Below are 19,293 nucleotides of genomic sequence, written 5' to 3'. Positions count from 1 at the left end.
GCATCACACCTTCAGGTCGACCATGCGGCGTATCGTGACGAAGCCGATCAGGTAGAGGACGATCAAGCCGACAAAGCCGATGATGAACATGCTGTCCTGCGCGACATCGAGATAGAAGGCAGGATTGACCAGGAACAGGCCGACAAAGGCCAGGATCGGCAGGGCGGTCAGCATCACCGCCGTCATGCGTCCTTCGGAACTGAGCGCCCGGACCTTCATGAACAGGCTCGCCCGCTCGCGGATCACGGTCGACAGATTTTCCAGGATCTCCGCAAGATTGCCCCCCGTCTCGCTCTGCACCGACAGGGAGATGACGAACATATGCATCTCGTTCATGTCCCAGCGCTCCGCCATGCGCTGCAACGCATCGCGCAGGTCGGCGCCATAGGTGACTTCATCGACGACGATGCCGAATTCGCTGCCGATCGGATCGCGCATCTCTTTGGTCAGCAGGTCCAGCGCAGCGGCAATCGGATGGCCGGCGCGCAGACCACGGACGAAGGTGTCCAGCGCGACCGGAAACTGCTCCTCCATCTTCTTGCGCCGCCGTTGGGCAAGCCGCGTCAGCACCATCATCGGCAGCGCGATGCCCAGTGCGCCCGCAAAGGCCAGCGCCATCACGAACATCCCCGCCGTCAGGGCGTAACCCGCCGCCATGCCGCCCACCATCACCAGCAGGAACAGCACGCCCGCGGCGATCAGCATCAGCATCAGCACCGTGCGCGCCGGAAAGGTCAGCCCGGCGCCATGCAGCACCCGCATCACCCCCAGCCCCGCCCGTCCGAACAGGGAGGCGCGGTCGAAGCTCACCGCCTCGTCGCTTCGCCGCAGCTTGGAGAGTACCGTGCTGCGCTCGAAACCGGCCGCGATCATCTTCAACCGCCGGTTCACCACGCGATCGGTCGTCGCACGCGCGCGCAGCCAGCCTGCAATGCCCTCGATCGTCAGGATCACCGCCGCGAACAGCAGGACGAGGACGAAGACGCGGATGTAAAGCGGGTTCATCAGTGGATCACCGCATCGGGCCGGAACAATTCGGCCGGCAGGGCGATGCCCCGGTCGGCCAGTTCGCCCATGAATTTGGGACGGATGCCGGTCGCCTCGAAATGGCCGCGCACCATGTTGTTCTCGTCGCGGCCCGTCATCTTGAAGCGGAAGATTTCCTGCATGGTGATGACTTCCCCTTCCATGCCGGTGATCTCCGACAGGCTGAGCAGACGGCGGCGGCCATCGGCCAGCCGTCCCACCTGCACGATCACATTCAGCGCCGAAGCGATCTGCGCGCGGGCGGAACGCGGCGAGATGTCGATGCCGCTCATGCCGATCATCTGCTCGACCCGGGACAGCGCATCGCGCGGCGTGTTGGCGTGCACGGTCGTCATCGATCCGTCATGGCCGGTGTTCATGGCCTGAAGCATGTCGAAGGCTTCACCGGCGCGGACCTCTCCCACGATGATGCGGTCGGGCCGCATGCGCAGCGCATTCTTCACCAGGTCGCGCTGCGTGACTTCTCCCTTGCCCTCGATATTGGCGGGGCGGGTTTCCAGCCGCGCGACATGGCGCTGCTGCAATTGCAGTTCGGCCGAATCCTCGATGGTGACGATGCGTTCATGTTCATCGATGGCGGCTGACATCGCGTTGAGCAGGGTCGTCTTGCCCGAACCGGTGCCGCCGGAAATCAGCACGTTGCGCCGCGCCTCCACCACGGCGGACAGGACCTGCGCCATCGGCGCGGGCACGCTGCCCAGTTCGGTGAGGCGCGCCATGCTGATCGGCACCTTCGCGAACTTGCGGATGGAAAGCAGCGATCCATCGATGGCCAGCGGCGGAACCACGGCATTGACGCGGGAGCCATCCGCAAGGCGCGCGTCGACAAAGGGGGAGGATTCGTCGATCCGCCGGCCCACCGCCGCCACGATTTTCTGGATGATGCGCAGAAGATGCTTCTCGTCCTTGAACCGGGTCGCGGTTTCGACCAGCCGGCCATTGCGCTCCACGAAGACGACCTTGTGCCCGTTCACCAATATGTCGGTGATGCTATGGTCCTTGAGCAGCGGCTCAAGCGGTCCCAGTCCCAGCAGCTCATCCAATATATCCGACACCAGCCGGCGACGCTCTTCCAGATTGAGCGCATGCTTCTGCAGCGCGAGCTGCTCATGGACGATCTCGCCCACTTCGGCTTCCACCTGCGCCCGCGACATGGTTTCCAGCGCGGAAAGATTGATGATGTCGATCAGCTTCTGGTGCAGCGCCACCTTGAGTTCGGTATGCCGGTCCTCCTCCAGATGGGCGGCCTCGGTCTCTACCGGTCCCACCTCGTCCCTAGGGTCGCCGCGTTCGCCTTTTCGGATCTGCCACATCAGCCTTTCTCCGCCTGACCTTCGGCCTCAGCAGCCTGGATGCAGCAATCGACGATGTCCTGCATATCCTTGCAGATGCGGCTGCGCGCCTTCAGCTCCTGGATCAATACGCCCTGGTCCAGCGCCGAGCTGACCAGCGGGAAATCGTTGGCGATGCTGAGCTTCACCGGATGATCCAGCGCCGCCGCCGCATCCTCCAGACCGATGGCGCGGAAGAATTTCTTCTCCACGCGGTTGGCGACGACATGGATGCGCGCGGGATCGATGTCCTGATCGCGGAGCAGCGAAATCTGACGGCGCGCCTGCCGCAGGCTGGCGATGGTGAGTTCGCACACCAGAAACACGACCTGCGAACGCGCCACCAGCGACATCGACCAGTTGGTCCAGTTGCCCGGCAGGTCCAGATAGACCGTATCGAAACTGCGCTGCGCCAGTTCGACGATGCGGAAGACCTGATCGGCGTTTACCGCCTCGATCGGCATGATGTCCGCCGGCGCGGTCACGACCCTGAGGCCGGTCGAAGTTTCCACGGTGACGGTCCGCAACAGCTCATTGTCGACGCGGCTGCCCGCGTTGAGAAGGTCCGCCAGTGTCAGGGGCGAGGAAATCCCCAGGAAGGTGCCGGCATTGCCGAACTGTATGTCGAAGTCGAACAGGCAGACCTCACCGCTGCCCTGCTTTGTCGAGCGTGCGTGAAGACTGGCCGCCTGCGTCGCTATGGTCGTCGCGCCGACGCCGCCAACGCTCTTGATGATGGACACGAGCTGTCCGGTCTTCACGTCGTCCTGACGGCTGGCTGCGATGCGGCTGCGCAGATCGTCCAATATCGCCGCCAGATCATGGGCGCGCAGCGGCAGTTCGATGACGTCGTTGATCCCGCTGCGCAACAGGGCGCGCACAACCGCGATCTGCGCGCCACGCACGGCCGCCACCAGCATCAGCTTCGGATGAGCCGCGCGAAGGCCGGCGAGCCGCACCATGGAGGCTTCATTGTCTGGCTGAACCTCGATGATGATCGCCTTGGCATCGGCCACCAGTTGCGCCGGCACAGCCTCCCCCGCGCCCAGCATGGACAGGGTGAGCGACTGGCCCGTCAGGCGATCGCCCAATATGTCGGATGCCTGCACCTCCTGCTCCGACAGGATGAGGTGAAGGCCTTCATCCCCGATATTGAGGGTCCAGCTCTCGACGGGTTCCGTTGCGTTCGTCACGATGCCCACGATCTTGTCCCTCAATTTGATGCCGAGCCCTGGCCGTCTTCCATGGTGAGAGCGGCGCTGAAACTGGGTAATGGAATCGATGCCCTGAAAAGGATGAGCGCTATGGGCCGAAAGGCCATGTTTTTTATTCGTACCGTGACCAGCGGCGCTATATCTGGGCCATTTGGATCACCGGAATAACCGATACCGGAATTATCATATTGAACCTCGACATTGGCCGCACCTAATTCCGGCAGGAATGCCTTCATCCGATTGACAATATTGGTGAAAGCCGCCGAGTTATAGGGTGTTATCAGGGAATTGCATGCGCTGCCGCTGCATGAACCGCAGGCAGTGGAATTGCATGTCATCGATGAAAAATAGGATGTGCCTATCGATGACCCCTGTGCGATGCTGCTACTCCCGGTCGCGAAGCTGTATGTCGCGATGCCGGTTGCCACCGGATCGGTGGCGACGGCGTAACGGACGCCCATTTGGGTAGCCTTTTCCGCACGGTTCCAGGTCCACATCAATCGCCCGACATCAATGATACCCAGCAGGAAGATAAGCAGCAGCGGCAAAACTAACGCAAACTCGGCTGCGGAGGAGGCCCGGCTGTCTCTGATCAGGGCGGTGAAGGATTTGCTCATAACCCCATCACCGGCGATTGAGAACTTGCGTTCAGATATAAGGTGCTACTGTCGAATCCCAGCTTATTGAATAACGATTGATATTGAAGCCGGTGAGCATTGTCGGTTGACGTCGCCACCTTCACGACGGGAATGAAATTCATCCCTTCGTAAATACCCGAAGCGCTGACACTTGCCGGATCGACGCAATCATAGGTGACTCTGATCGACTGCGGATCGGTCCATCCGGTGAGACGCGCATTGCCGCCGGTCAGTTGCCCGGTTCGAACCAGATTGCGCGTGTCCGCCTCGACGGTGCCGCCCGGAACATTATCGGTCGACGCCGTGGTGCAACTGAAATTCGAGAAACTCAGCCGGCCGGCATAGCGGGCGCCATCCCTCACCGCCTTGACCACGACATGCTCGCTCAGAAAATAATTGCCGAGTTCGAAAGCGCCGAACATCAGCGCGATGAGCAAGGGTGTCACGAGCGCCATTTCGGCGGCGGACGAACCCGACTGCTCCCTGAAAAGGTGCACAAACATCGCTCCGCCTCACTCTATCAGACGCGGAGTATCGCGCCGCGTGATCTGCGGGGTGCCGCCACCTTCGCCGGTGCCCGATGAGCCGATGACTTCCACATAAACGTCATTTCTGCTCGTGTAGGAAGCGGAACAGCCAGTCTGGTTGCTCGGAGTGCCCCCACATTTGGTGCGATCCATGCTAGGTTCCACCATGAAGACGTCGATGTAACCCGCCACCGGAATCGTCTTCTTGCCATTCAGTTGCTTGTTCTTATCGGCAAGTTTGCAATTGACCACGGCAGCGGTCAGACGTCGCCTGTCTATGTTGTTCGTATTGGGCGCGACGCCCGGATAATTGCACTGTCCCGCCTGAGGCGTGCTGTAAGTGGAAAGATTGGGATTACCCGTCGTCGCCCTTGGTGCCAGGCGGGCCGCTGGATCCTCCGCTTCCCAAAGATAGGTTTGATAGCGGGTGACATTGGGCCCCAGACCAGCGGTGTTTTGCCAATCAACGCTCGGATGATTGGATCGGAAATAGGCGGCCCTGTCCCACACGCCGTTGCCGATGCGCGAGGTATAATTGCTCGCGCCGATGGAATGCATCAGGTCGCGCGGGAAGCCCATGATTTCCGGCGTAATGGTAGGACTCAGCACAGCGGCGGTCGTTGGCCGGTAACGTTTGCTCTCATAGTTGGTATTGTCAGCCGGATTTTCCTGCCAGGAACAGGTTGCACCGCGAACCACGTCCTTGCGCACATTAGTGGAAGGTGAGCAGGGAGGATTGGAACATGCGGAACTATTGCCGGGCGGAAAGTCGAACCGCATATTGAGCGAATCCCGCACGGCGTTGAGTAGGTTGCCCGTTTCCATCGTCACATTTTCGGTCGGCGCACAATTGCTATACAAGGCATTAGAAGCAAGAGCCTCTGCTACGCTGCTTGCGCCCCTGCCTGCCTGATCGACGAAGCCGAAATTACCGGGCCCCCATTGCGTGCCTCCTTCCGCCATCACGATGCCTGTGCCGGATGGAATTGAAACCGCGTAATGGGAATTGGTGTTGCCATCAGGCTCGTCAGGATTGCAGATGAAGAATGGAACGGCTCCACAGATGGCGGAACCCACACCCGCATAAGCTGTCCCCGAAACAGGGCCGGAGGAAATTGCGGATACTATCGGCGTCAAGGCATAAAAGGCGGATCGCGTGCCAACGGTGACTTCAACGAAATTGGCTGTTGCGTCGTTCGTTGCGGCCTTGGATTTGTCCTTGGTCTCGTAGAAACGGATTGCCCCTGTAGCATCGCAGGCGGGCTCATCCGCAATCGTGATGCGCGGCGTTGAGCCATCATTTGCGAAACGGCTGTTATTGGCAATCAGGTTCCTTGCCGCATTTGCAGCTCTGCTGCACGCGCCAGTCGCACCGTCAAGTTGACTTGCCGCTGCCAGAGCCGCCTGATCCGCCGCGCTCTGCAACTCGCTGTCCATTCCGGCGAGCCGTGCATAATCGAAAGCAATCCCGCCTGCCGCGATCAGCGCGAAAAGCGACAGCGCAACCGTCGGAGCGACCGCACCCCCTGTTGACTGCAGCAAGCTTTTCCGAGCGCGAGACATGGGATCTCTCATCCTCCTCGTTCAGTTGGCTCCACCGCCGGAACCGCCGCCACCGCCTCCAGTACCGCTGGTGGTACGGATCGACTGGGGCTTCTTCACCTTGTCGGTGCGATAGCGTTCCACCGCCGCGGCCGAGCGCTGGCCATCACCGCCCTCGACCAACGTACCTTCATAATGCGGGTCGGGATCGATCACCTGCATCGCATAATTGCTGCGCACCGCGCCGCCGAAGGTCGGGTCGTTCGCCGTGCAGCCTGCCAGCAGGGGCAGAAGCAGAGCCGGGGCAAGATAAAGTGCACGCATCGTCAACCTCCTGCTCACAGCTCATATCCGCTGGGCGCCTTGCCTGTCGCGGGCGCTTCCTTGGCAGGCGCAGGCGCGTTCTTGGGCGCTTCGGGCGGCATCGCATTGGGATCGAGCGGATTGATCCCCACCGCCTTGTCCGTCCGCCCCATCAGGAACAGGTCGAGTTCGTGCGGGGGCGCGACCCGGTCGGTCGGCAGGCGCACATCCTCTGCCCGCATCGGCTTCACAAGGCGCGGCGTCACGATGATGACAAGCTCGCTCTCGCTCTTCTGGAAACCGCTGGAACGAAACAGTGCGCCGATGATCGGGATGGAACCCAGGATCGGAAACTGCCGCACCGTGTCCTGGAAATCCTTGCGCAGCAGCCCTGCCAGGGCGAAGGACTGCCCATCGCGCAATTCCAGCGTGGTGCTGGCGCGCCGCGTCTGCAGGCCCGGGATGGTGAGACCGTTGATCGTCACCGAAGCGGATGGATCGATGGAACTGACCTCCGGCTCCACCACCAGATTGATGATGCCATCCTCCAGCACTGTCGGCGTGAAACCCAGGCTGACACCGAAGGGCTTGAATTCGATGGTGATGGAATTGCCGCCGTTATTGCCGCTGCCGCCGCTATTGCCGCCCTGCGATACCGGTATCGGGAACTCGCCGCCCGCCAGGAAAGACGCCGTTTCGCCCGACAGCGCGACCAGTGTCGGCTCGGCCAGCGTGGTCACGACGCCCTTGCGCTCCAGCGCGTCCAGTGCAGTGGTGAGGTTGAGGCTGCCCACTGAATAATTCGCCGCCCCGATGCCGAAGCTGTCCAGAATCTTGCTCAGATCCACAATCGGCCGACCATTGGTGTCGGACAGGATGGCGGAGGACTGCGCCGCGTTGCCGATGCCGCCCACCACCTTGCCGCTATCGGACAGGAAAGCGGTGTTGATGCCGAACTGCTTCGCCGCGCTGCGGGTCATTTCGGAAAAGCGCACCTCCAGCATCACCTGCTGAGCGGCGCCTACCGACATCATGTTGACGACCTTGTCACCGGCATAGGTCTTGGCGATCTGCACCGCACGGTCGACCGCCGCCGCGCTCGACACGGTGCCGGTCAGCACCACAGCGTCATTGGAAATGCGGGCGCCGATAGGCTGACCGGGCAACAGTTCCGACAATTGCCGCTTCAACGTCACGACATCGGGGCCTACGGCCACATCGACTACCGCGATCATCATGTTGCGGCTGTCGTAGAGCGTCAGGCTGGTGGTGCCCATCTTCTTGCCCAGCACATAGACCGAACGGTTGGTCATGGGCAGGACGTCAGCGATTTCCGCATTGCCGACCAACGCCTTGGAAAAAGGCCGGTCGACGGTCAGCACCTGGCTCTTGTTGAGGGGCACGTCGAGCTGGCCGGCATGGTTGGCGTTATTGACGTTGAGCGAGGCGACCTGCGCCTGCGCCTGCATGGGCAGCAGCGACGCACCGGCGCCCAGCGCCAGAGACAATGCCAGCATCGGCAAGGACTTAGCGGGAACCATAGCGCTTCACCTCATAGCTGGTGCCGGTCGTGCCGCGCACGATCTCGACCGATGCGGTCGACGGCAGAGCGTTCGTGTTCTTCGGAATCGCGCGGCGTGCGGGACGGAACGAGGAGGCCGGACGCGGCGGCAGATAGGCAAGGTCGGCAACGCGGGCGCGCGGGCCGGCAAAACCGCCCACATAGGCGCCGTCGCGCAAATCCTCTATGCCGACGGTCTGCACGGCGGGATTGGGCTTGTCGGTGATATTGCGCAGGACCAGCGTGAGTTGCCCGACCTGCTGCGCCAGAACCAGCTTCTGCGCGTCGACCTGGTTGACCTCCAGCGTCGCGGTCTTGCCGACGGCCGGGTCCTTGGACGTGTCATTGGCGTTCTGGTCGATGGCGATCACCCGCGTGCCTTGAAGCAGGACGTCGGTGATCTGCTGGCTGCCGCCGCCTGCCGGGTCCTGAAGGGTGCGAGTGACGAAGACATCGACGGTGTCGCCGGGAAGCACGAAGCCGCCCGCGGCGGCTACATCGCTCACGCGTACGGCGACGGCCCTCATTTCTGGAGCCAGGACCGCCGACATCGTGGCCCGCCCGCCTTCCCCGGAGAGCTTGGAGGCCAGTATCGGTTCGCCGGGCTCGATTTGCCGAAGGACGACGCGGCCCTTGCCGAGGGAGGTCAATTGGATGGGGTCACGGAAAGCGCCGGGAGGCACCGAGCTGGTTGGCCAGTCGACCACGCGGATCTTTTCGGCGGTGACCGCCGATCCGAAGGGCAGCGAGACGGTCGCCACTACGACCTTGGTCATTCCGCCTTCCGGTGGCGGCGCCTTTTCGGCGCGGCTCAGATAGGCGTTGGCGACGAAAACGGCCGCAAGACCCAACAATATTGCGAGGCCTAGGACTATAAGTGATCTGCGCTGCCCCACGACAACTCCCCCCGGAATTGAAGGTATAGGAAGGCCAGTGATGTGACCGGCCTTCCTATTTCATCATTAGCAGTTCGCTGACGGAGAATTACCTGTGCCGACAGTCGAAATGCAATTGGTGGCATAGTTCATCGAGTTCTTGATCGCGCCACCAAGGTTCCAGGCAGCCAATGCAATGCCGGTACCGACAATAGCGAGGATCAAAGCATATTCAGCCGCCGATGCGCCGCTTTGATCAGCATAAAGATTTTTGAAAAAAGTCATGTCCCTCACCCCTATTTACAGTTTAGCAGCTGGGCTGCGTGTTCGTACCGACCGTCTTGATGCAGTTGGTCGCCGCATTCATCGAGTTCTTGATCGCGCCACCAAGATTCCAGGCCGCCAGCGCGATACCCGTCCCCACGATCGCCAGGATCAAAGCATATTCGGCCGCCGACGCACCACTTTGGTCGGCCCCCAGGCTTTTCAAAAAGGTCATATCTTTTACCCCTACTCGCTGGGAGCAATTCCCAGTTGCTCTTGCTCAGCTCCACGGTAGGGGCCTGTCCACCTCGCGACCCCGGCGCCGGTATGCTCCGATCACCAGGTAGTTGGCAGTTCCCGTAGAACTTGCTTTCAAATTGGACCAAAGCTGATGCAAGTCAACATGGTAAAAAATATGTATATTTTTCAAAATCTTAAAGCAATTTTTTGTTAACCTTTTCCGTCAACCAGATTCATTACTTTAAGTAAACAATGGTATTTTTCTAATATATCTTTGGATATATGCTTTTAGAAAATTAGAGATTTACTTTTATATTGTTGGGATTTTTATTTTTCTCTATTTCAAAATATCATAGTCAAACTGAAATTCAAGGAATATTATCCGAATTTCATTTCGAATAAAATAACAGTTATCAGGAACTCAAGCCTGTCTTATTTGAGAGGAATAGTTGGCCGTCCGCCGCTGAATTACCCGGGCGACTAATACCTTCGTTCTAGGCTATTCGGGGCAGACAGGATCGATAACTTGACCAGAGCAGCAGCCGCCACTCGCACCGATCATCGCGAATCAGCCGCGACTCGTCGCACAAAGGCCCGGAAATAAAGCGGTTTGCACCTGTCCCATTCAGGAACAAATGTTGCCGCTTTCCTTACTTCGCACTTACCCGATGACGGAATGTGAGGTTCACCCGATCCGACAACAACAGATAGGGCAGCCAGATCGCGGCGCTGATCAGGACCTTCTTCACATTGCCTGTCAGCATGTCCAGCAAAGCGGCGTCGACGCCATGCGGCACATTGTCAATCCCCGCCACCAGATGGGCGATGCCCAACTGCGCCAGCAGGTCGACACCCCAGACCATTACCAGAAAGCGAGGGAAAAGCGGCACGAGGCGCAGGGCCATGGCAAAGGCGAACATGTAAAGGCTGGACAATATCACCACATCCGCCAGCATCACGCTATAGAGACCGACGAACCAGGGCGGCGAATAGCTGCCCAACGCGGGAATGGAGCTGAGAAATTCCAGCGTGCGCACCGGCACGTTCACCGCAATTCCCACCAGCAGAGACGCCATCACGCCATAGAGGCCGAATTGCGACATCTCCCGCGCTCTCAGGCAGTCGACCTTGCGCCAGCGGCCCACCTGCGCCAGTCGAAAGGCGGGCTGGGCATGGATGCGTCCCGCCGGAAACAGCTTCAATCCCAGCAGCAGCGATCCAACAGGCGCGCCAACCACCAGCATATAGGGCAGCAGGCCCGCCCCGCTTCCCCAGGGCGTTCCGCTGTAGGGCGTCGCCGGAAAGGCCAGCCGCAGGCCGCAGGCGAAGGCGGCAGCCATGATCCAGATGACGACGATGCGCTCCAGATTGACCTGCATCGACAGCACGACGGCCACGCTCTTGCGGTAGAGACGGCCCCTGACCATTCGCACCATGGAACCGGACTCCTTCGAACGCCGAACCTTGCCGCGACTATCCGCGATGTTGGTAAACGCCCGGTAAATGCGCAATCGCGGGAAAGGTTCTACGCGGCCGTCCAGATATGGTGAGCCATTGGAAAAGATAAAGCCCGGCGGCCCGTTACGTGCGCGGAACGGTGATGCGGATCGTCGTCCGACCGCCGATATTCTGCAGGAACACCTCCCCGCCCAGCATCTGTATCCGCCGCATCAGCGACCGCGAAGGCACTGCCCCGCTCGATCCCAGCCGCGCCATATTGGGCACGCCATCGTCGCTCACCTGAAGGGCGATGCGGTTGCCGTCCGGTTCCAGCGCGAAGTTCACCATGGTCGCCCGCGCATGGCGTACCGCATTGGCGACGATCTCCCGCACGGCGAAGCTCAGTTCCCGGCCGATCATCGCGCTGGTCGCGCAATTGCCGTCCTCCACCTTCAACTCGCAGTCTATGCCCCATTGCTCGCCCAGGGAGCGCACCACCATCGCCAGCGTCTCCGGCAGATAGGCGAAATCCTCCTCATCCACGTCCGGATTGATGATCCAGCGGATCGTGGCGATCTGGTCCTTCGCGATGCGGTCGACATTCTCGATCACGGCGAGCGGCTCGACCTGCCGCCCGGCCAGCAGCGGCGCGATCTGGAAACGGATGCTGGCCAGCGCCTGCAGAACGCTGTCGTGCAATTCCCGCTGCAGCCGCTCCCGCTCCCGCGCACCGGCGATCACATGCGCGAGGTCCAGGCTGTTGCGGACAGTCAGTTCCTCACATGCGCTTTCGAAGGCCCGCTGCGCGATGGCGGCCCGATCCTCATGGCAGGGATCGTCCAGACAGGCCGCGCCCACCGCCTCGAACGTGCCGATGGTCACCCTTACCGTCAGGAGCGTTTCTGCGTCCAGCAGCGCCGTCCATGCCTGACCGCCCGGCGACAACGGTCCCAGCACGGCTATTCCATCCGCCGACAGCGAGATCGACGCATGTCTCGACCGGTCATGCCAACCGGTCTCGGCCGTCAGCAAATTGCCGAAACCCACCGCAGGCATTTCCCGCGCCGCGCTGCTGGCGAAGCGCAGGGGCTCATGGCTGGCAAGGCGGAACAGCACGGCAACCCCATGTCCGCGGGTCGCAAGCCGCAGGGCATGGAGCAGGAACGGGCCATGATCGCTCCCGGCGGGCGGCAGCTCCCCCTCCCGCAACCGCCTGTCCCGCTCGAATTGCAACAGCGTTTCCCGGCGCGGCCCGAGCAGCACGCCGGTCACCAGTATCGCCACCGCCAGATAGCAGGCACGCAGCACGACCCGCTCCGCTTCCGGCTCCGACGGCAGGGAAGCGATCTCGTCAAGCCATGTGACGCCGACCGCAGCCGTGCCCGCCGCCAGGGCAACGAGCAGATGGAACCGCCGCCGCACGATCAGCGCCACTTCCACCGCCACGAAGAAGCTGCCGGAAAAATAAGGGCTGTTGGACGGGTTGGTGACGACCAGCAGGGCCAGGAACAGCAATGTGTCCAGATAGATGACCGGTCGCCTGATCCGCATGTCCGTCACCCAGGAGCGGGACGAGAGCAACACCGCCGAAAACGCCAGCAGCAGCATGAGCAGGATCAGCACATGCTCCGCGCTTTCCGCCCAGTGGCGCGCGCTGGAGAAGCCGAAGCTGACGACGGCATAGATGACGGCCAGCAACAGTCGGGTGAAATCCAGCGTCTGCCACGGACGCAATGCCGAAAGCGCCCGCATGTCCCACCAGCTCAAGCGCATCGCGATTTCGCCCGGCCCATTCATCGCGTGACGCATATCCCCCATCCGGCCCGATGCATCATATCTATCGAGCCGCTTCTTATGGAAAGGAAATCATGCCCCGGTCAAATGGCGATGGTCAAATGGCGATCCATTCGTCGCAGAGATAATCCGACGTTCCGGGCAATATGGCGGCGGCAATCCGGACCACCCCTGCCATCGCTCAGCCGTGGAAATAATCATAGACCTGCTGCGCCACCGCCTTGGATACGCCCGGCGCCTTCAGCAGGTCCTCCAGCGCCGCGCTCTTCACGGCCTTGGCGGTTCCGAAATGCATCAGCAGCGCCTTCTTGCGCGAAGGTCCGATACCCGGCACTTCGTCGAGCGAACTGACGGTAATCGCCTTGCTGCGCTTCTGCCGGTGCGCGCCGATGGCGAAGCGGTGCGCCTCGTCCCGCAGCCGCTGAAGGTAGAAGAGCACGGGATGGTTGAGCGGGAAAGTGATCTCCCGCCCGTCCGGCATGTGGAATACTTCCCGCCCCTCGCGGCCATGATGCGGCCCCTTGGCGATGCCGATCATGCAGACATCCTCTATGCCCATATCCTCCAATATCGTCCGGGCGGCGGACAATTGTCCCTTGCCGCCGTCGATCAGCACCAGGTCCGGCCATTCGCCGCTGTCGCGATCCGGGTCCTCGCGCGCCGCGCGGCCGAAGCGCCGCTCGAACATCTCCCGCATCATCGCGAAATCGTCGTCCGAGGTTTCCGGGTTCTTCATGTTGAACTTGCGGTAGGCGTTCTTGCGGAAGCCCTCCGGACCCGCGACGACCATCGCCCCCAGGGCATGAGCGCCCTGGATGTGACTGTTGTCGTAGATTTCGATGCGGTCGGGCACCCCGTCCAGCCCGAACGTCTCGACCATCTCCTCCAGCACCTTCGCCTGCGTCGTGGTTTCCGCCAGCCGCCGGTCGAGCGCCTCCACCGCGTTGCGCTGCGCCTGTTTGATGAGGCGGGTGCGGTCGCCCCGCTGGGGCACCTCGATCCGGACCCTGGAGCCGATGCGCTCGGTCAGCGCCTGCGCCATCAGGTCGCATTCGGCGGGCACCCGGTCGGCAAGGATCAGCTTGGGCGGCGGCACTTCCTCGTAAAATTGCGCCATGAAGCTGGCCAGCACCTCGTCCTCGGCCACTTCGGCGGTATGGACGGGGAAGAAGCTGCGATGGCCCCAATTCTGCCCACCGCGGATGAAGAAGGCCTGGATGCACATCGCTCCGCCCTTGGTCGCCAGGGCGAAGATGTCGGCGTCGCCCAGCCCCTCGGCGTTGATCGCCTGGCTGCCCTGGATGAAGGTCAGCGCCTTCAGCCGGTCGCGCAGCACCGCCGCCTGCTCGAAGTCCATGGCGTCGGAAGCCGCCTGCATCGCCTCGCCCAACTTCTTCTGCACGGCGGTCGATTTGCCGCCGAGGAAATCCTGCGCGTCCTTGACCAGTTCGCCATAGGCGGCATCGTCGATCCGGCCCACGCAAGGGGCGGAACAGCGGCGGATCTGATACAGCAGGCAGGGCCGCGAACGATTGGCAAAGAAGCTGTCGGTGCAGCTTCTGAGCAGGAACAGCTTCTGGAGCGCGTTGATGGTTCGCGTCACCGATCCGGCGCTGGCAAAGGGGCCATAATAGCGCCCCTTATATTTGCGCGCGCCGCGATGCTTCTGGACACGGGGAAAGTCATGATCCTCGCGCAGCAGGATGAAGGGGAAGCTTTTATCGTCCCGCAGCAGGACATTATAGGGTGGCCGGAAACGCTTGATGAGCTGCGCCTCCAGCAGCAGGGCTTCCGCCTCGCTGTTGGTGGTGACGATCGTCATCGAGCGGGTCTGGGCGACCATGCGCTGGAGCCGCTTGGGCAGGCGGTCGACCTGAGTATAGTTGGTGACCCGGTTGCGCAGCGCGCGCGCCTTGCCGACATAAAGCACATCGCCGCGCGCATCCTGCATGCGATAGACGCCCGGGCGGGTCGGCAGGGTTTTGAGCGTCGTGCGGATCGCCTCCACGCCGGCCTCTATGTCGGGCTGGCTGCCGGTGACGGTGAAGGTGGCCTTGTCTTCATGAAAGCGATCGGGGGATTGGGGACGCGACATGAGGGAGAAATAGCGGGATGGTCCCGGATCGCAATGGCATGGGACTAAATTTCGGCCCGTCCTCGTTGATCCTTGGCTGACCCTTCCTATCTTCCTGCTGCTGCCGGAACTGGTAGCGCTATCCTCCATAATGCGGTCCCTTCAGGGAGGCCGCTCCTCCTTGAAGGAAGAGCCGATCATGATCGTGAAAGCCTATGGCGCCCATGCCGCCGATAAGCCCTTGGAACCCATCGACATCGAACGCCGCCCGGCCGGCGAACATGACGTGCAGATCGCCATCGCCTATTGCGGCGTCTGCCATTCCGATCTTCACCAGGTCCGCTCCGAATGGAGCGGCACGCTTTACCCCTGCGTTCCCGGCCATGAGATCGTCGGCCACGTCACCGCCGTCGGCAACGGCGTCACCCGGTTCAAGGTCGGCGACACGGTCGGCGTCGGCTGCATGGTCGATAGCTGCCAACATTGTTCGGCCTGCGACGAAGGGCTGGAGCAATATTGCGAGAACGGCTTTGTCGGCACCTATAACGGTCCGACGCCGGATGCGCCCGGTCATACGTTCGGCGGCTATTCGCAAAGCATCACCGTCAGCGAGAAGTTCGTCCTGAAGATCAACCACCCGGCGGATCAACTGGCGGCTGTGGCGCCGCTGCTCTGTGCAGGCATCACCACCTATTCGCCGCTGCGCCACTGGAATGCCGGACCCGGCAAGAAGGTCGGTATCGTCGGGATCGGTGGGCTCGGCCATATGGGGGTGAAGCTCGCCCATGCCATGGGCGCCCATGTCGTCGCCTTCACGACTTCGGAAAGCAAGCGGCAGGATGCGCTGGACCTTGGCGCCGATGAAGTCATCATCTCGCGCGATCCGGACCAGATGGCCGCCCATGGTGGAAGTTTCGACTTCATCCTGAACACGGTGGCCGCCAGCCATGATCTCGACGCCTTCACCACCTTGCTGAAGCGCGACGGCACGATGTGCCTGGTGGGCGTACCGGAACATCCGCACCCTTCGCCCAGCGTCGGCGTGCTGATCTTCGGGCGCAAGTCGATTGCCGGTTCACTGATCGGCGGCATTGCCGAAACGCAGGAGATGCTCGATTTCTGCGCGGAAAAGGGCATCACGGCGGACATCGAAATGATCGCGATGCAGGACATCGAAACCGCCTATGACCGGATGCAGAAGAGCGACGTCAAATATCGCTTCGTCATCGATAGCGCGTCGCTGGCGGCAGCCTGATCGACAGATCGGTGGCCGGCCCCGTCGCCGGCCATTGATCGACCGCGCGCCTGCCCTCCCCGAATGCAGATATGCGTTCCTGCGAAGGCGGAAACCCCGTTCCGCCCTCGCCTGCTAAGGATGGTCTGCCCGAAAACTCCAACGCAGAGCGGATTCCGATCCTGTCGTATCCGCTCGGCTTCCCCACCCTTTATTCGCCGCCTTTGACGAGCCAGCAGGTGATTCCACAGGCTTGAACGGCGCTCCAGAGCGCGCTGCGATAAATCGGGCGTGGGTCGCGCGCTCCAGGTTTCTTTAGTCGCATCCTTTTAAGCAGGAACCGGTCCCCATCCTTCGACAGGCTAGGACCGGCTTTTCTGCACGATGATCCAAAACCGCTTCACCGCTCAAAGAAAAAGGCCAGCGCGAAACCGCACTGGCCTTTCAATTCAATCCTCGGCAGTCTGTCAGACGTTCGGGCCAAGCCCCCTGATCGCGTCATCGACCAGGAGCTTATCGGCCTGCGCATCATGGCCCTGAACGATCAGGGCCGCCGCGGCGCCGGTCGCGGCGTTCACCGCCTTGGACCGAATGCCTGCGACCGCCGCGCGCTCAGCCGCGCCGATCTTGTCCTCCGCCATCTTCTGACGACGCGCGACCAGCGCGACGGCATTGGCCCTGGCGTCTTCCAGCAGCGTTGCCGCTTCATGCTCGGCGGACTTGCGCATTGCCTCCGCCTCGGCGGCGGCAGCCGCCAGCCTGGCTTCATATTCGGCCTTGAGCGCTTCGGCTTCGGCGCGAAGCTTGGAGGCTTCCTCCAACTGCGTCTTGATCTGCGCGATCCGGCCATCCAGCGCGCCGCCGATCAGACCGGGCACCTTCTTGATCAACAGGATCAGGATGAACACCGCCATCGCCAGACTGACCCAGGCCGTGGCATCCATGCCGACGGCCTTCGGGTCGGTGTGCGGGGCCACGCCTTCGTGAGCGACGGTGCCGACCGGCTCCATCCCCTCCGAATGGATCGCCTCATTCAGGTGCGGGGCTTCCGTCTCGCTATGCTGTGCTGCTGCCTCAGCCATGGGCCAGTGCCGCCTTTACTGCGTTGCGGGCTGCATCTTCCGACGCGTTCACGCCGGAAATGCGAGCCACCATGTCGCGCGCTGCATCAGCGGCAACGGTTTCAATCTCTGCCATGGCTGCGTCGGTGGCAGCCTTGATACGGGCTTCGGCCGCATTGATCTGGCCTGCAATGTCCGCATCGGCGGCGGCCAGCTTGGCTTCCGAAGCCTTGGCTGCCTCCACCTTCGCCTTGGCCAGGCTGGCCTGGACGGCAGCACGGCTTTCGGCGTCGCGGGCGCGATAGTCGGCCTCCGCCTCATCCGCGCGGGCGAAAGCCGCCTTGGCGGCATCCAGATCGCCGGTGATCTTCGCGTCGCGCGCATCGGCCGTCGCCTGAACCTTTGGCACCATGCCGAGGCCGATGACGAAGAAAACGAAACCGAATGTCAGCAGCAGCCAGAAGATCTGCGATGAATAGGTTTCGGCAATTTGCGCGATTTGAGGCATTTTTTCGGGTCCGTCCGATCAGGGCGCGGTCAATCAGAGGACGGGCATGGCGGCCGACCGGCCATCCCTGCCCGCCCCAAAGCGGCTGTTCAGGCCACGAACACCAGGATCATGGCGATAACGAACGCCAGCAGACCCAGAAGTTCCGCGGCGGCGAAGCCGATGAACAGGCGGCCCTGCTGGCCGTCGGCAGCGCCGGGGTTGCGCAGCGCGCCTTCGAGGAACGAGCTGAAGACGTTGCCCACACCGAGGGCGGCGATGCCCGCACCGATGGCGGCCAGGCCAGCACCGAGCAGCTTTGCGGCTTCTGCGTCCATGTTATAAACTCCTTTTCTAAACTCTATTCGAACGTTGAGGTAATGGCGGAAAATCAGTGCAGGTTCTCGGCATCGTTGATGTAGACCGAGGTCAGCAGCGCGAACACATAGGCCTGGATCACCGCCACCAGCACTTCCAGGGCGCTGATGCCGATCATCAGGATGAAGCTGGCGGCGCCGACGGTCAGGCCAAGCGCAGGGCTGGCATTGGCGCTGTTGATGACGAAACCTGCGAGCACCTTCAAAAGCACGTGCCCGGCGGTCATCGCGACGAACAGTCGCAGGCCAAGGCTGAACGGACGCACCATGAAGGAAACGAGTTCGATGAAGAAGAGCGGCACCACCATCAGCGCCGGGGTGCCGTGCGGCACGAACAGCGAGAAGAAGTGCAGGCCATGCTTGTAGAAGCCCACCGCCAGCACGATCGAGAAGCTCATGATCGCGAGCACGCCGGTCGCGGTGAAATGGCTGGTGAAGGTGAAGGGATGCAGGCCGACCAGACCCAGCGGCAGCAGGCCCAGCAGGTTCGCCAGCAGGATGAACATGAACAGCGAGAAGACGTAAGGAATGTACTTCTTGCCGCCCTCGCCCACATTGGCGATCAGCAGGCTCTTGATGAAGCCGGTCATATATTCGACCGCCATCTGCCAGCGGCCGGGAACCAGTTCGCGCTTCATGCCGCCGACGACGAATATCCACAGCACCACGGCGGCCGCCACCATATAGAGCGCGCTGTTGGTGAAAGCGATGTTGAAGCCGCCGATCGACAGATGATCCGTACCGAACAGCGGTTCGATCGCAAACTGGTGCATCGGATCGATTTTGCCGGATTCTGCCACGCTGGACCCCTGTAACGTCTTTGCCTTCGGACTAAGATAAAAGCGCCCCTATCGGTCGGGACGCTTCGTCGTCGTCAATCTGATGATGTTCCTGAAAGCCGCCACGATCCCGAGACCGAGGAATGCCAACAGGAGCCATGGGGATGTCCGCAGAAAGTAGTCCAGAGTCCCACCAACCACGGCACCGCCAGCAAGACCGCCGATCAGCTCCGCGAGAACCCTGTTGCCGAGACGCGACCCATCGTCCGCCTGCTGCACCTGTGTCCCCTGTCTGACCTTTTCGGCATGTTCGGCCTGCGCGATCCGCTCCTCCAAAGAAGCGATGCGCGCATCTTCCCCCGCCGGGTCCTGCCCCGGTGCATCCGCCGCCATCCAGCCATCCTTTCCGTAAAGGCTTTAAAAGCCAACGTCAGGCGGCATGGCGCTTGCGGCTGCACCCGTCAAGGCGCGGCCCGTTTAGAAAGGGCTTTCAGGAGTGTCAACC

The 19,293-nt window shown here is 61.8% G+C and carries 20 protein-coding genes; 1 reads left to right on the top strand and 19 read right to left on the bottom strand.

The features are described 5' to 3' along the window. Nucleotides 1-3 precede the first annotated feature (3 nt). From A8G00_RS06305 to uvrC, 14 genes are all read right to left on the bottom strand, one after another. Nucleotides 4-1,005 (bottom strand): type II secretion system F family protein, encoded by a 1,002-nt coding sequence (locus tag A8G00_RS06305; protein ID WP_061938724.1) that lies wholly within the window; start codon nt 1,003-1,005, stop codon nt 4-6. Beyond that, nucleotides 1,005-2,360 carry a CpaF family protein gene (locus tag A8G00_RS06300; RefSeq protein WP_044661955.1) on the bottom strand — a complete coding sequence of 452 codons (1,356 nt, stop codon included), beginning with the start codon at nt 2,358-2,360 and terminating at the stop codon, nt 1,005-1,007. Before A8G00_RS06300 ends, A8G00_RS06305 begins: the two co-directional genes overlap by 1 nt. Continuing rightward, nucleotides 2,360-3,571 (bottom strand): pilus assembly protein CpaE, encoded by a 1,212-nt coding sequence (locus A8G00_RS06295; RefSeq protein WP_253257930.1) that lies wholly within the window; start codon nt 3,569-3,571, stop codon nt 2,360-2,362. Before A8G00_RS06295 ends, A8G00_RS06300 begins: the two co-directional genes overlap by 1 nt. Before the next feature lie 20 nt (nt 3,572-3,591). After that, a complete protein-coding gene (locus tag A8G00_RS06290) occupies nt 3,592-4,209 on the bottom strand; it encodes a TadE/TadG family type IV pilus assembly protein (RefSeq protein ID WP_044661953.1) in 618 nt (205 codons plus the stop codon). Continuing rightward, nucleotides 4,206-4,733, bottom strand: a complete 528-nt coding sequence (locus A8G00_RS06285) for a TadE/TadG family type IV pilus assembly protein (RefSeq protein ID WP_103000306.1) — start codon at nt 4,731-4,733, stop codon at nt 4,206-4,208. The genes A8G00_RS06290 and A8G00_RS06285 overlap by 4 nt, the downstream gene beginning before the upstream one ends. A 9-nt stretch (nt 4,734-4,742) precedes the next feature. Further along, on the bottom strand, nt 4,743-6,320 hold the full coding sequence (locus tag A8G00_RS06280; RefSeq protein WP_172451801.1) for a pilus assembly protein TadG-related protein: 1,578 nt from the start codon (nt 6,318-6,320) through the stop codon (nt 4,743-4,745). 21 nt (nt 6,321-6,341) lie between these two features. Further along, on the bottom strand, nt 6,342-6,623 hold the full coding sequence (locus A8G00_RS06275) for a hypothetical protein (RefSeq protein ID WP_044661951.1): 282 nt from the start codon (nt 6,621-6,623) through the stop codon (nt 6,342-6,344). 14 nt (nt 6,624-6,637) lie between these two features. Next, entirely contained in the window at nt 6,638-8,119 is a 1,482-nt protein-coding gene (locus A8G00_RS06270; protein WP_044661950.1) for a type II and III secretion system protein family protein, read from the bottom strand. A 10-nt stretch (nt 8,120-8,129) separates the two neighbouring features. Continuing rightward, the gene (gene cpaB, locus A8G00_RS06265) at nt 8,130-9,059 is read right to left on the bottom strand and encodes a Flp pilus assembly protein CpaB (RefSeq protein ID WP_172451800.1); all 930 of its coding nucleotides are present in this window, start codon (nt 9,057-9,059) and stop codon (nt 8,130-8,132) included. 66 nt (nt 9,060-9,125) lie between these two features. Next, nucleotides 9,126-9,323 (bottom strand): Flp family type IVb pilin, encoded by a 198-nt coding sequence (locus A8G00_RS06260; protein WP_025546518.1) that lies wholly within the window; start codon nt 9,321-9,323, stop codon nt 9,126-9,128. 22 nt (nt 9,324-9,345) lie between these two features. Continuing rightward, entirely contained in the window at nt 9,346-9,537 is a 192-nt protein-coding gene (locus tag A8G00_RS06255) for a Flp family type IVb pilin (protein ID WP_103000304.1), read from the bottom strand. A gap of 655 nt (nt 9,538-10,192) precedes the next feature. Beyond that, complete coding sequence (locus tag A8G00_RS06250; protein ID WP_103000303.1) at nt 10,193-10,978, bottom strand: DUF2569 domain-containing protein; 786 nt, start codon at nt 10,976-10,978, stop codon at nt 10,193-10,195. A gap of 145 nt (nt 10,979-11,123) precedes the next feature. Next, entirely contained in the window at nt 11,124-12,791 is a 1,668-nt protein-coding gene (locus A8G00_RS06245; RefSeq protein WP_253257929.1) for a histidine kinase, read from the bottom strand. Between the two features lie 166 nt (nt 12,792-12,957). Next, complete coding sequence (uvrC, locus tag A8G00_RS06240) at nt 12,958-14,871, bottom strand: excinuclease ABC subunit UvrC (protein ID WP_103000301.1); 1,914 nt, start codon at nt 14,869-14,871, stop codon at nt 12,958-12,960. A gap of 178 nt (nt 14,872-15,049) precedes the next feature. Here uvrC and A8G00_RS06235 point away from each other — a divergent pair, with 178 nt between their 5' ends. Continuing rightward, nucleotides 15,050-16,105, top strand: coding sequence for an NAD(P)-dependent alcohol dehydrogenase (locus A8G00_RS06235; protein ID WP_099185993.1), 1,056 nt, complete (start codon nt 15,050-15,052; stop codon nt 16,103-16,105). A 446-nt stretch (nt 16,106-16,551) separates the two neighbouring features. On the opposite strand, the gene A8G00_RS06230 is transcribed toward A8G00_RS06235, so the two are convergent. From A8G00_RS06230 to A8G00_RS06210, 5 genes are all read right to left on the bottom strand, one after another. Next, nucleotides 16,552-17,166, bottom strand: a complete 615-nt coding sequence (locus A8G00_RS06230) for a F0F1 ATP synthase subunit B (RefSeq protein ID WP_099185837.1) — start codon at nt 17,164-17,166, stop codon at nt 16,552-16,554. Next, on the bottom strand, nt 17,159-17,653 hold the full coding sequence (locus tag A8G00_RS06225) for an ATPase (protein WP_061938759.1): 495 nt from the start codon (nt 17,651-17,653) through the stop codon (nt 17,159-17,161). Before A8G00_RS06225 ends, A8G00_RS06230 begins: the two co-directional genes overlap by 8 nt. A gap of 89 nt (nt 17,654-17,742) precedes the next feature. Next, complete coding sequence (locus tag A8G00_RS06220) at nt 17,743-17,970, bottom strand: F0F1 ATP synthase subunit C (protein WP_004207392.1); 228 nt, start codon at nt 17,968-17,970, stop codon at nt 17,743-17,745. A 53-nt stretch (nt 17,971-18,023) separates the two neighbouring features. Further along, the gene (locus A8G00_RS06215) at nt 18,024-18,809 is read right to left on the bottom strand and encodes a F0F1 ATP synthase subunit A (RefSeq protein WP_025546508.1); all 786 of its coding nucleotides are present in this window, start codon (nt 18,807-18,809) and stop codon (nt 18,024-18,026) included. A 48-nt stretch (nt 18,810-18,857) separates the two neighbouring features. Further along, complete coding sequence (locus A8G00_RS06210; protein WP_025546506.1) at nt 18,858-19,181, bottom strand: AtpZ/AtpI family protein; 324 nt, start codon at nt 19,179-19,181, stop codon at nt 18,858-18,860. Nucleotides 19,182-19,293: the final 112 nt, after the last annotated feature.

The sequence above is a fragment of the Sphingobium sp. SA916 genome (assembly GCF_002894065.1).
Classification (GTDB): domain Bacteria; phylum Pseudomonadota; class Alphaproteobacteria; order Sphingomonadales; family Sphingomonadaceae; genus Sphingobium; species Sphingobium fuliginis.
The sequence above is the reverse complement of the archived record's forward strand: the minus strand, read 5'-3'. Positions and strand labels throughout refer to the sequence as shown.

What these genes read in the sequence shown, in the direction of transcription:
- A8G00_RS06225 (WP_061938759.1), bottom strand. Translation starts at nt 17,653, where the DNA reads ATGCCTCAAATCGCGCAAATTGCCGAAACCTATTCATCGCAGATCTTC.
- A8G00_RS06275 (WP_044661951.1), bottom strand. Translation starts at nt 6,623, where the DNA reads ATGCGTGCACTTTATCTTGCCCCGGCTCTGCTTCTGCCCCTGCTGGCA.
- A8G00_RS06305 (WP_061938724.1), bottom strand. Translation starts at nt 1,005, where the DNA reads ATGAACCCGCTTTACATCCGCGTCTTCGTCCTCGTCCTGCTGTTCGCG.
- A8G00_RS06250 (WP_103000303.1), bottom strand. Translation starts at nt 10,978, where the DNA reads ATGGTGCGAATGGTCAGGGGCCGTCTCTACCGCAAGAGCGTGGCCGTC.
- A8G00_RS06300 (WP_044661955.1), bottom strand. Translation starts at nt 2,360, where the DNA reads ATGTGGCAGATCCGAAAAGGCGAACGCGGCGACCCTAGGGACGAGGTG.
- A8G00_RS06285 (WP_103000306.1), bottom strand. Translation starts at nt 4,733, where the DNA reads ATGTTTGTGCACCTTTTCAGGGAGCAGTCGGGTTCGTCCGCCGCCGAA.
- A8G00_RS06290 (WP_044661953.1), bottom strand. Translation starts at nt 4,209, where the DNA reads ATGAGCAAATCCTTCACCGCCCTGATCAGAGACAGCCGGGCCTCCTCC.
- A8G00_RS06210 (WP_025546506.1), bottom strand. Translation starts at nt 19,181, where the DNA reads ATGGCGGCGGATGCACCGGGGCAGGACCCGGCGGGGGAAGATGCGCGC.
- A8G00_RS06270 (WP_044661950.1), bottom strand. Translation starts at nt 8,119, where the DNA reads ATGCTGGCATTGTCTCTGGCGCTGGGCGCCGGTGCGTCGCTGCTGCCC.
- uvrC (WP_103000301.1), bottom strand. Translation starts at nt 14,871, where the DNA reads ATGTCGCGTCCCCAATCCCCCGATCGCTTTCATGAAGACAAGGCCACC.
- A8G00_RS06280 (WP_172451801.1), bottom strand. Translation starts at nt 6,320, where the DNA reads ATGTCTCGCGCTCGGAAAAGCTTGCTGCAGTCAACAGGGGGTGCGGTC.
- A8G00_RS06245 (WP_253257929.1), bottom strand. Translation starts at nt 12,791, where the DNA reads ATGCGTCACGCGATGAATGGGCCGGGCGAAATCGCGATGCGCTTGAGC.
- A8G00_RS06220 (WP_004207392.1), bottom strand. Translation starts at nt 17,970, where the DNA reads ATGGACGCAGAAGCCGCAAAGCTGCTCGGTGCTGGCCTGGCCGCCATC.
- A8G00_RS06255 (WP_103000304.1), bottom strand. Translation starts at nt 9,537, where the DNA reads ATGACCTTTTTGAAAAGCCTGGGGGCCGACCAAAGTGGTGCGTCGGCG.
- A8G00_RS06235 (WP_099185993.1), top strand. Translation starts at nt 15,050, where the DNA reads ATGATCGTGAAAGCCTATGGCGCCCATGCCGCCGATAAGCCCTTGGAA.
- A8G00_RS06230 (WP_099185837.1), bottom strand. Translation starts at nt 17,166, where the DNA reads ATGGCTGAGGCAGCAGCACAGCATAGCGAGACGGAAGCCCCGCACCTG.
- A8G00_RS06260 (WP_025546518.1), bottom strand. Translation starts at nt 9,323, where the DNA reads ATGACTTTTTTCAAAAATCTTTATGCTGATCAAAGCGGCGCATCGGCG.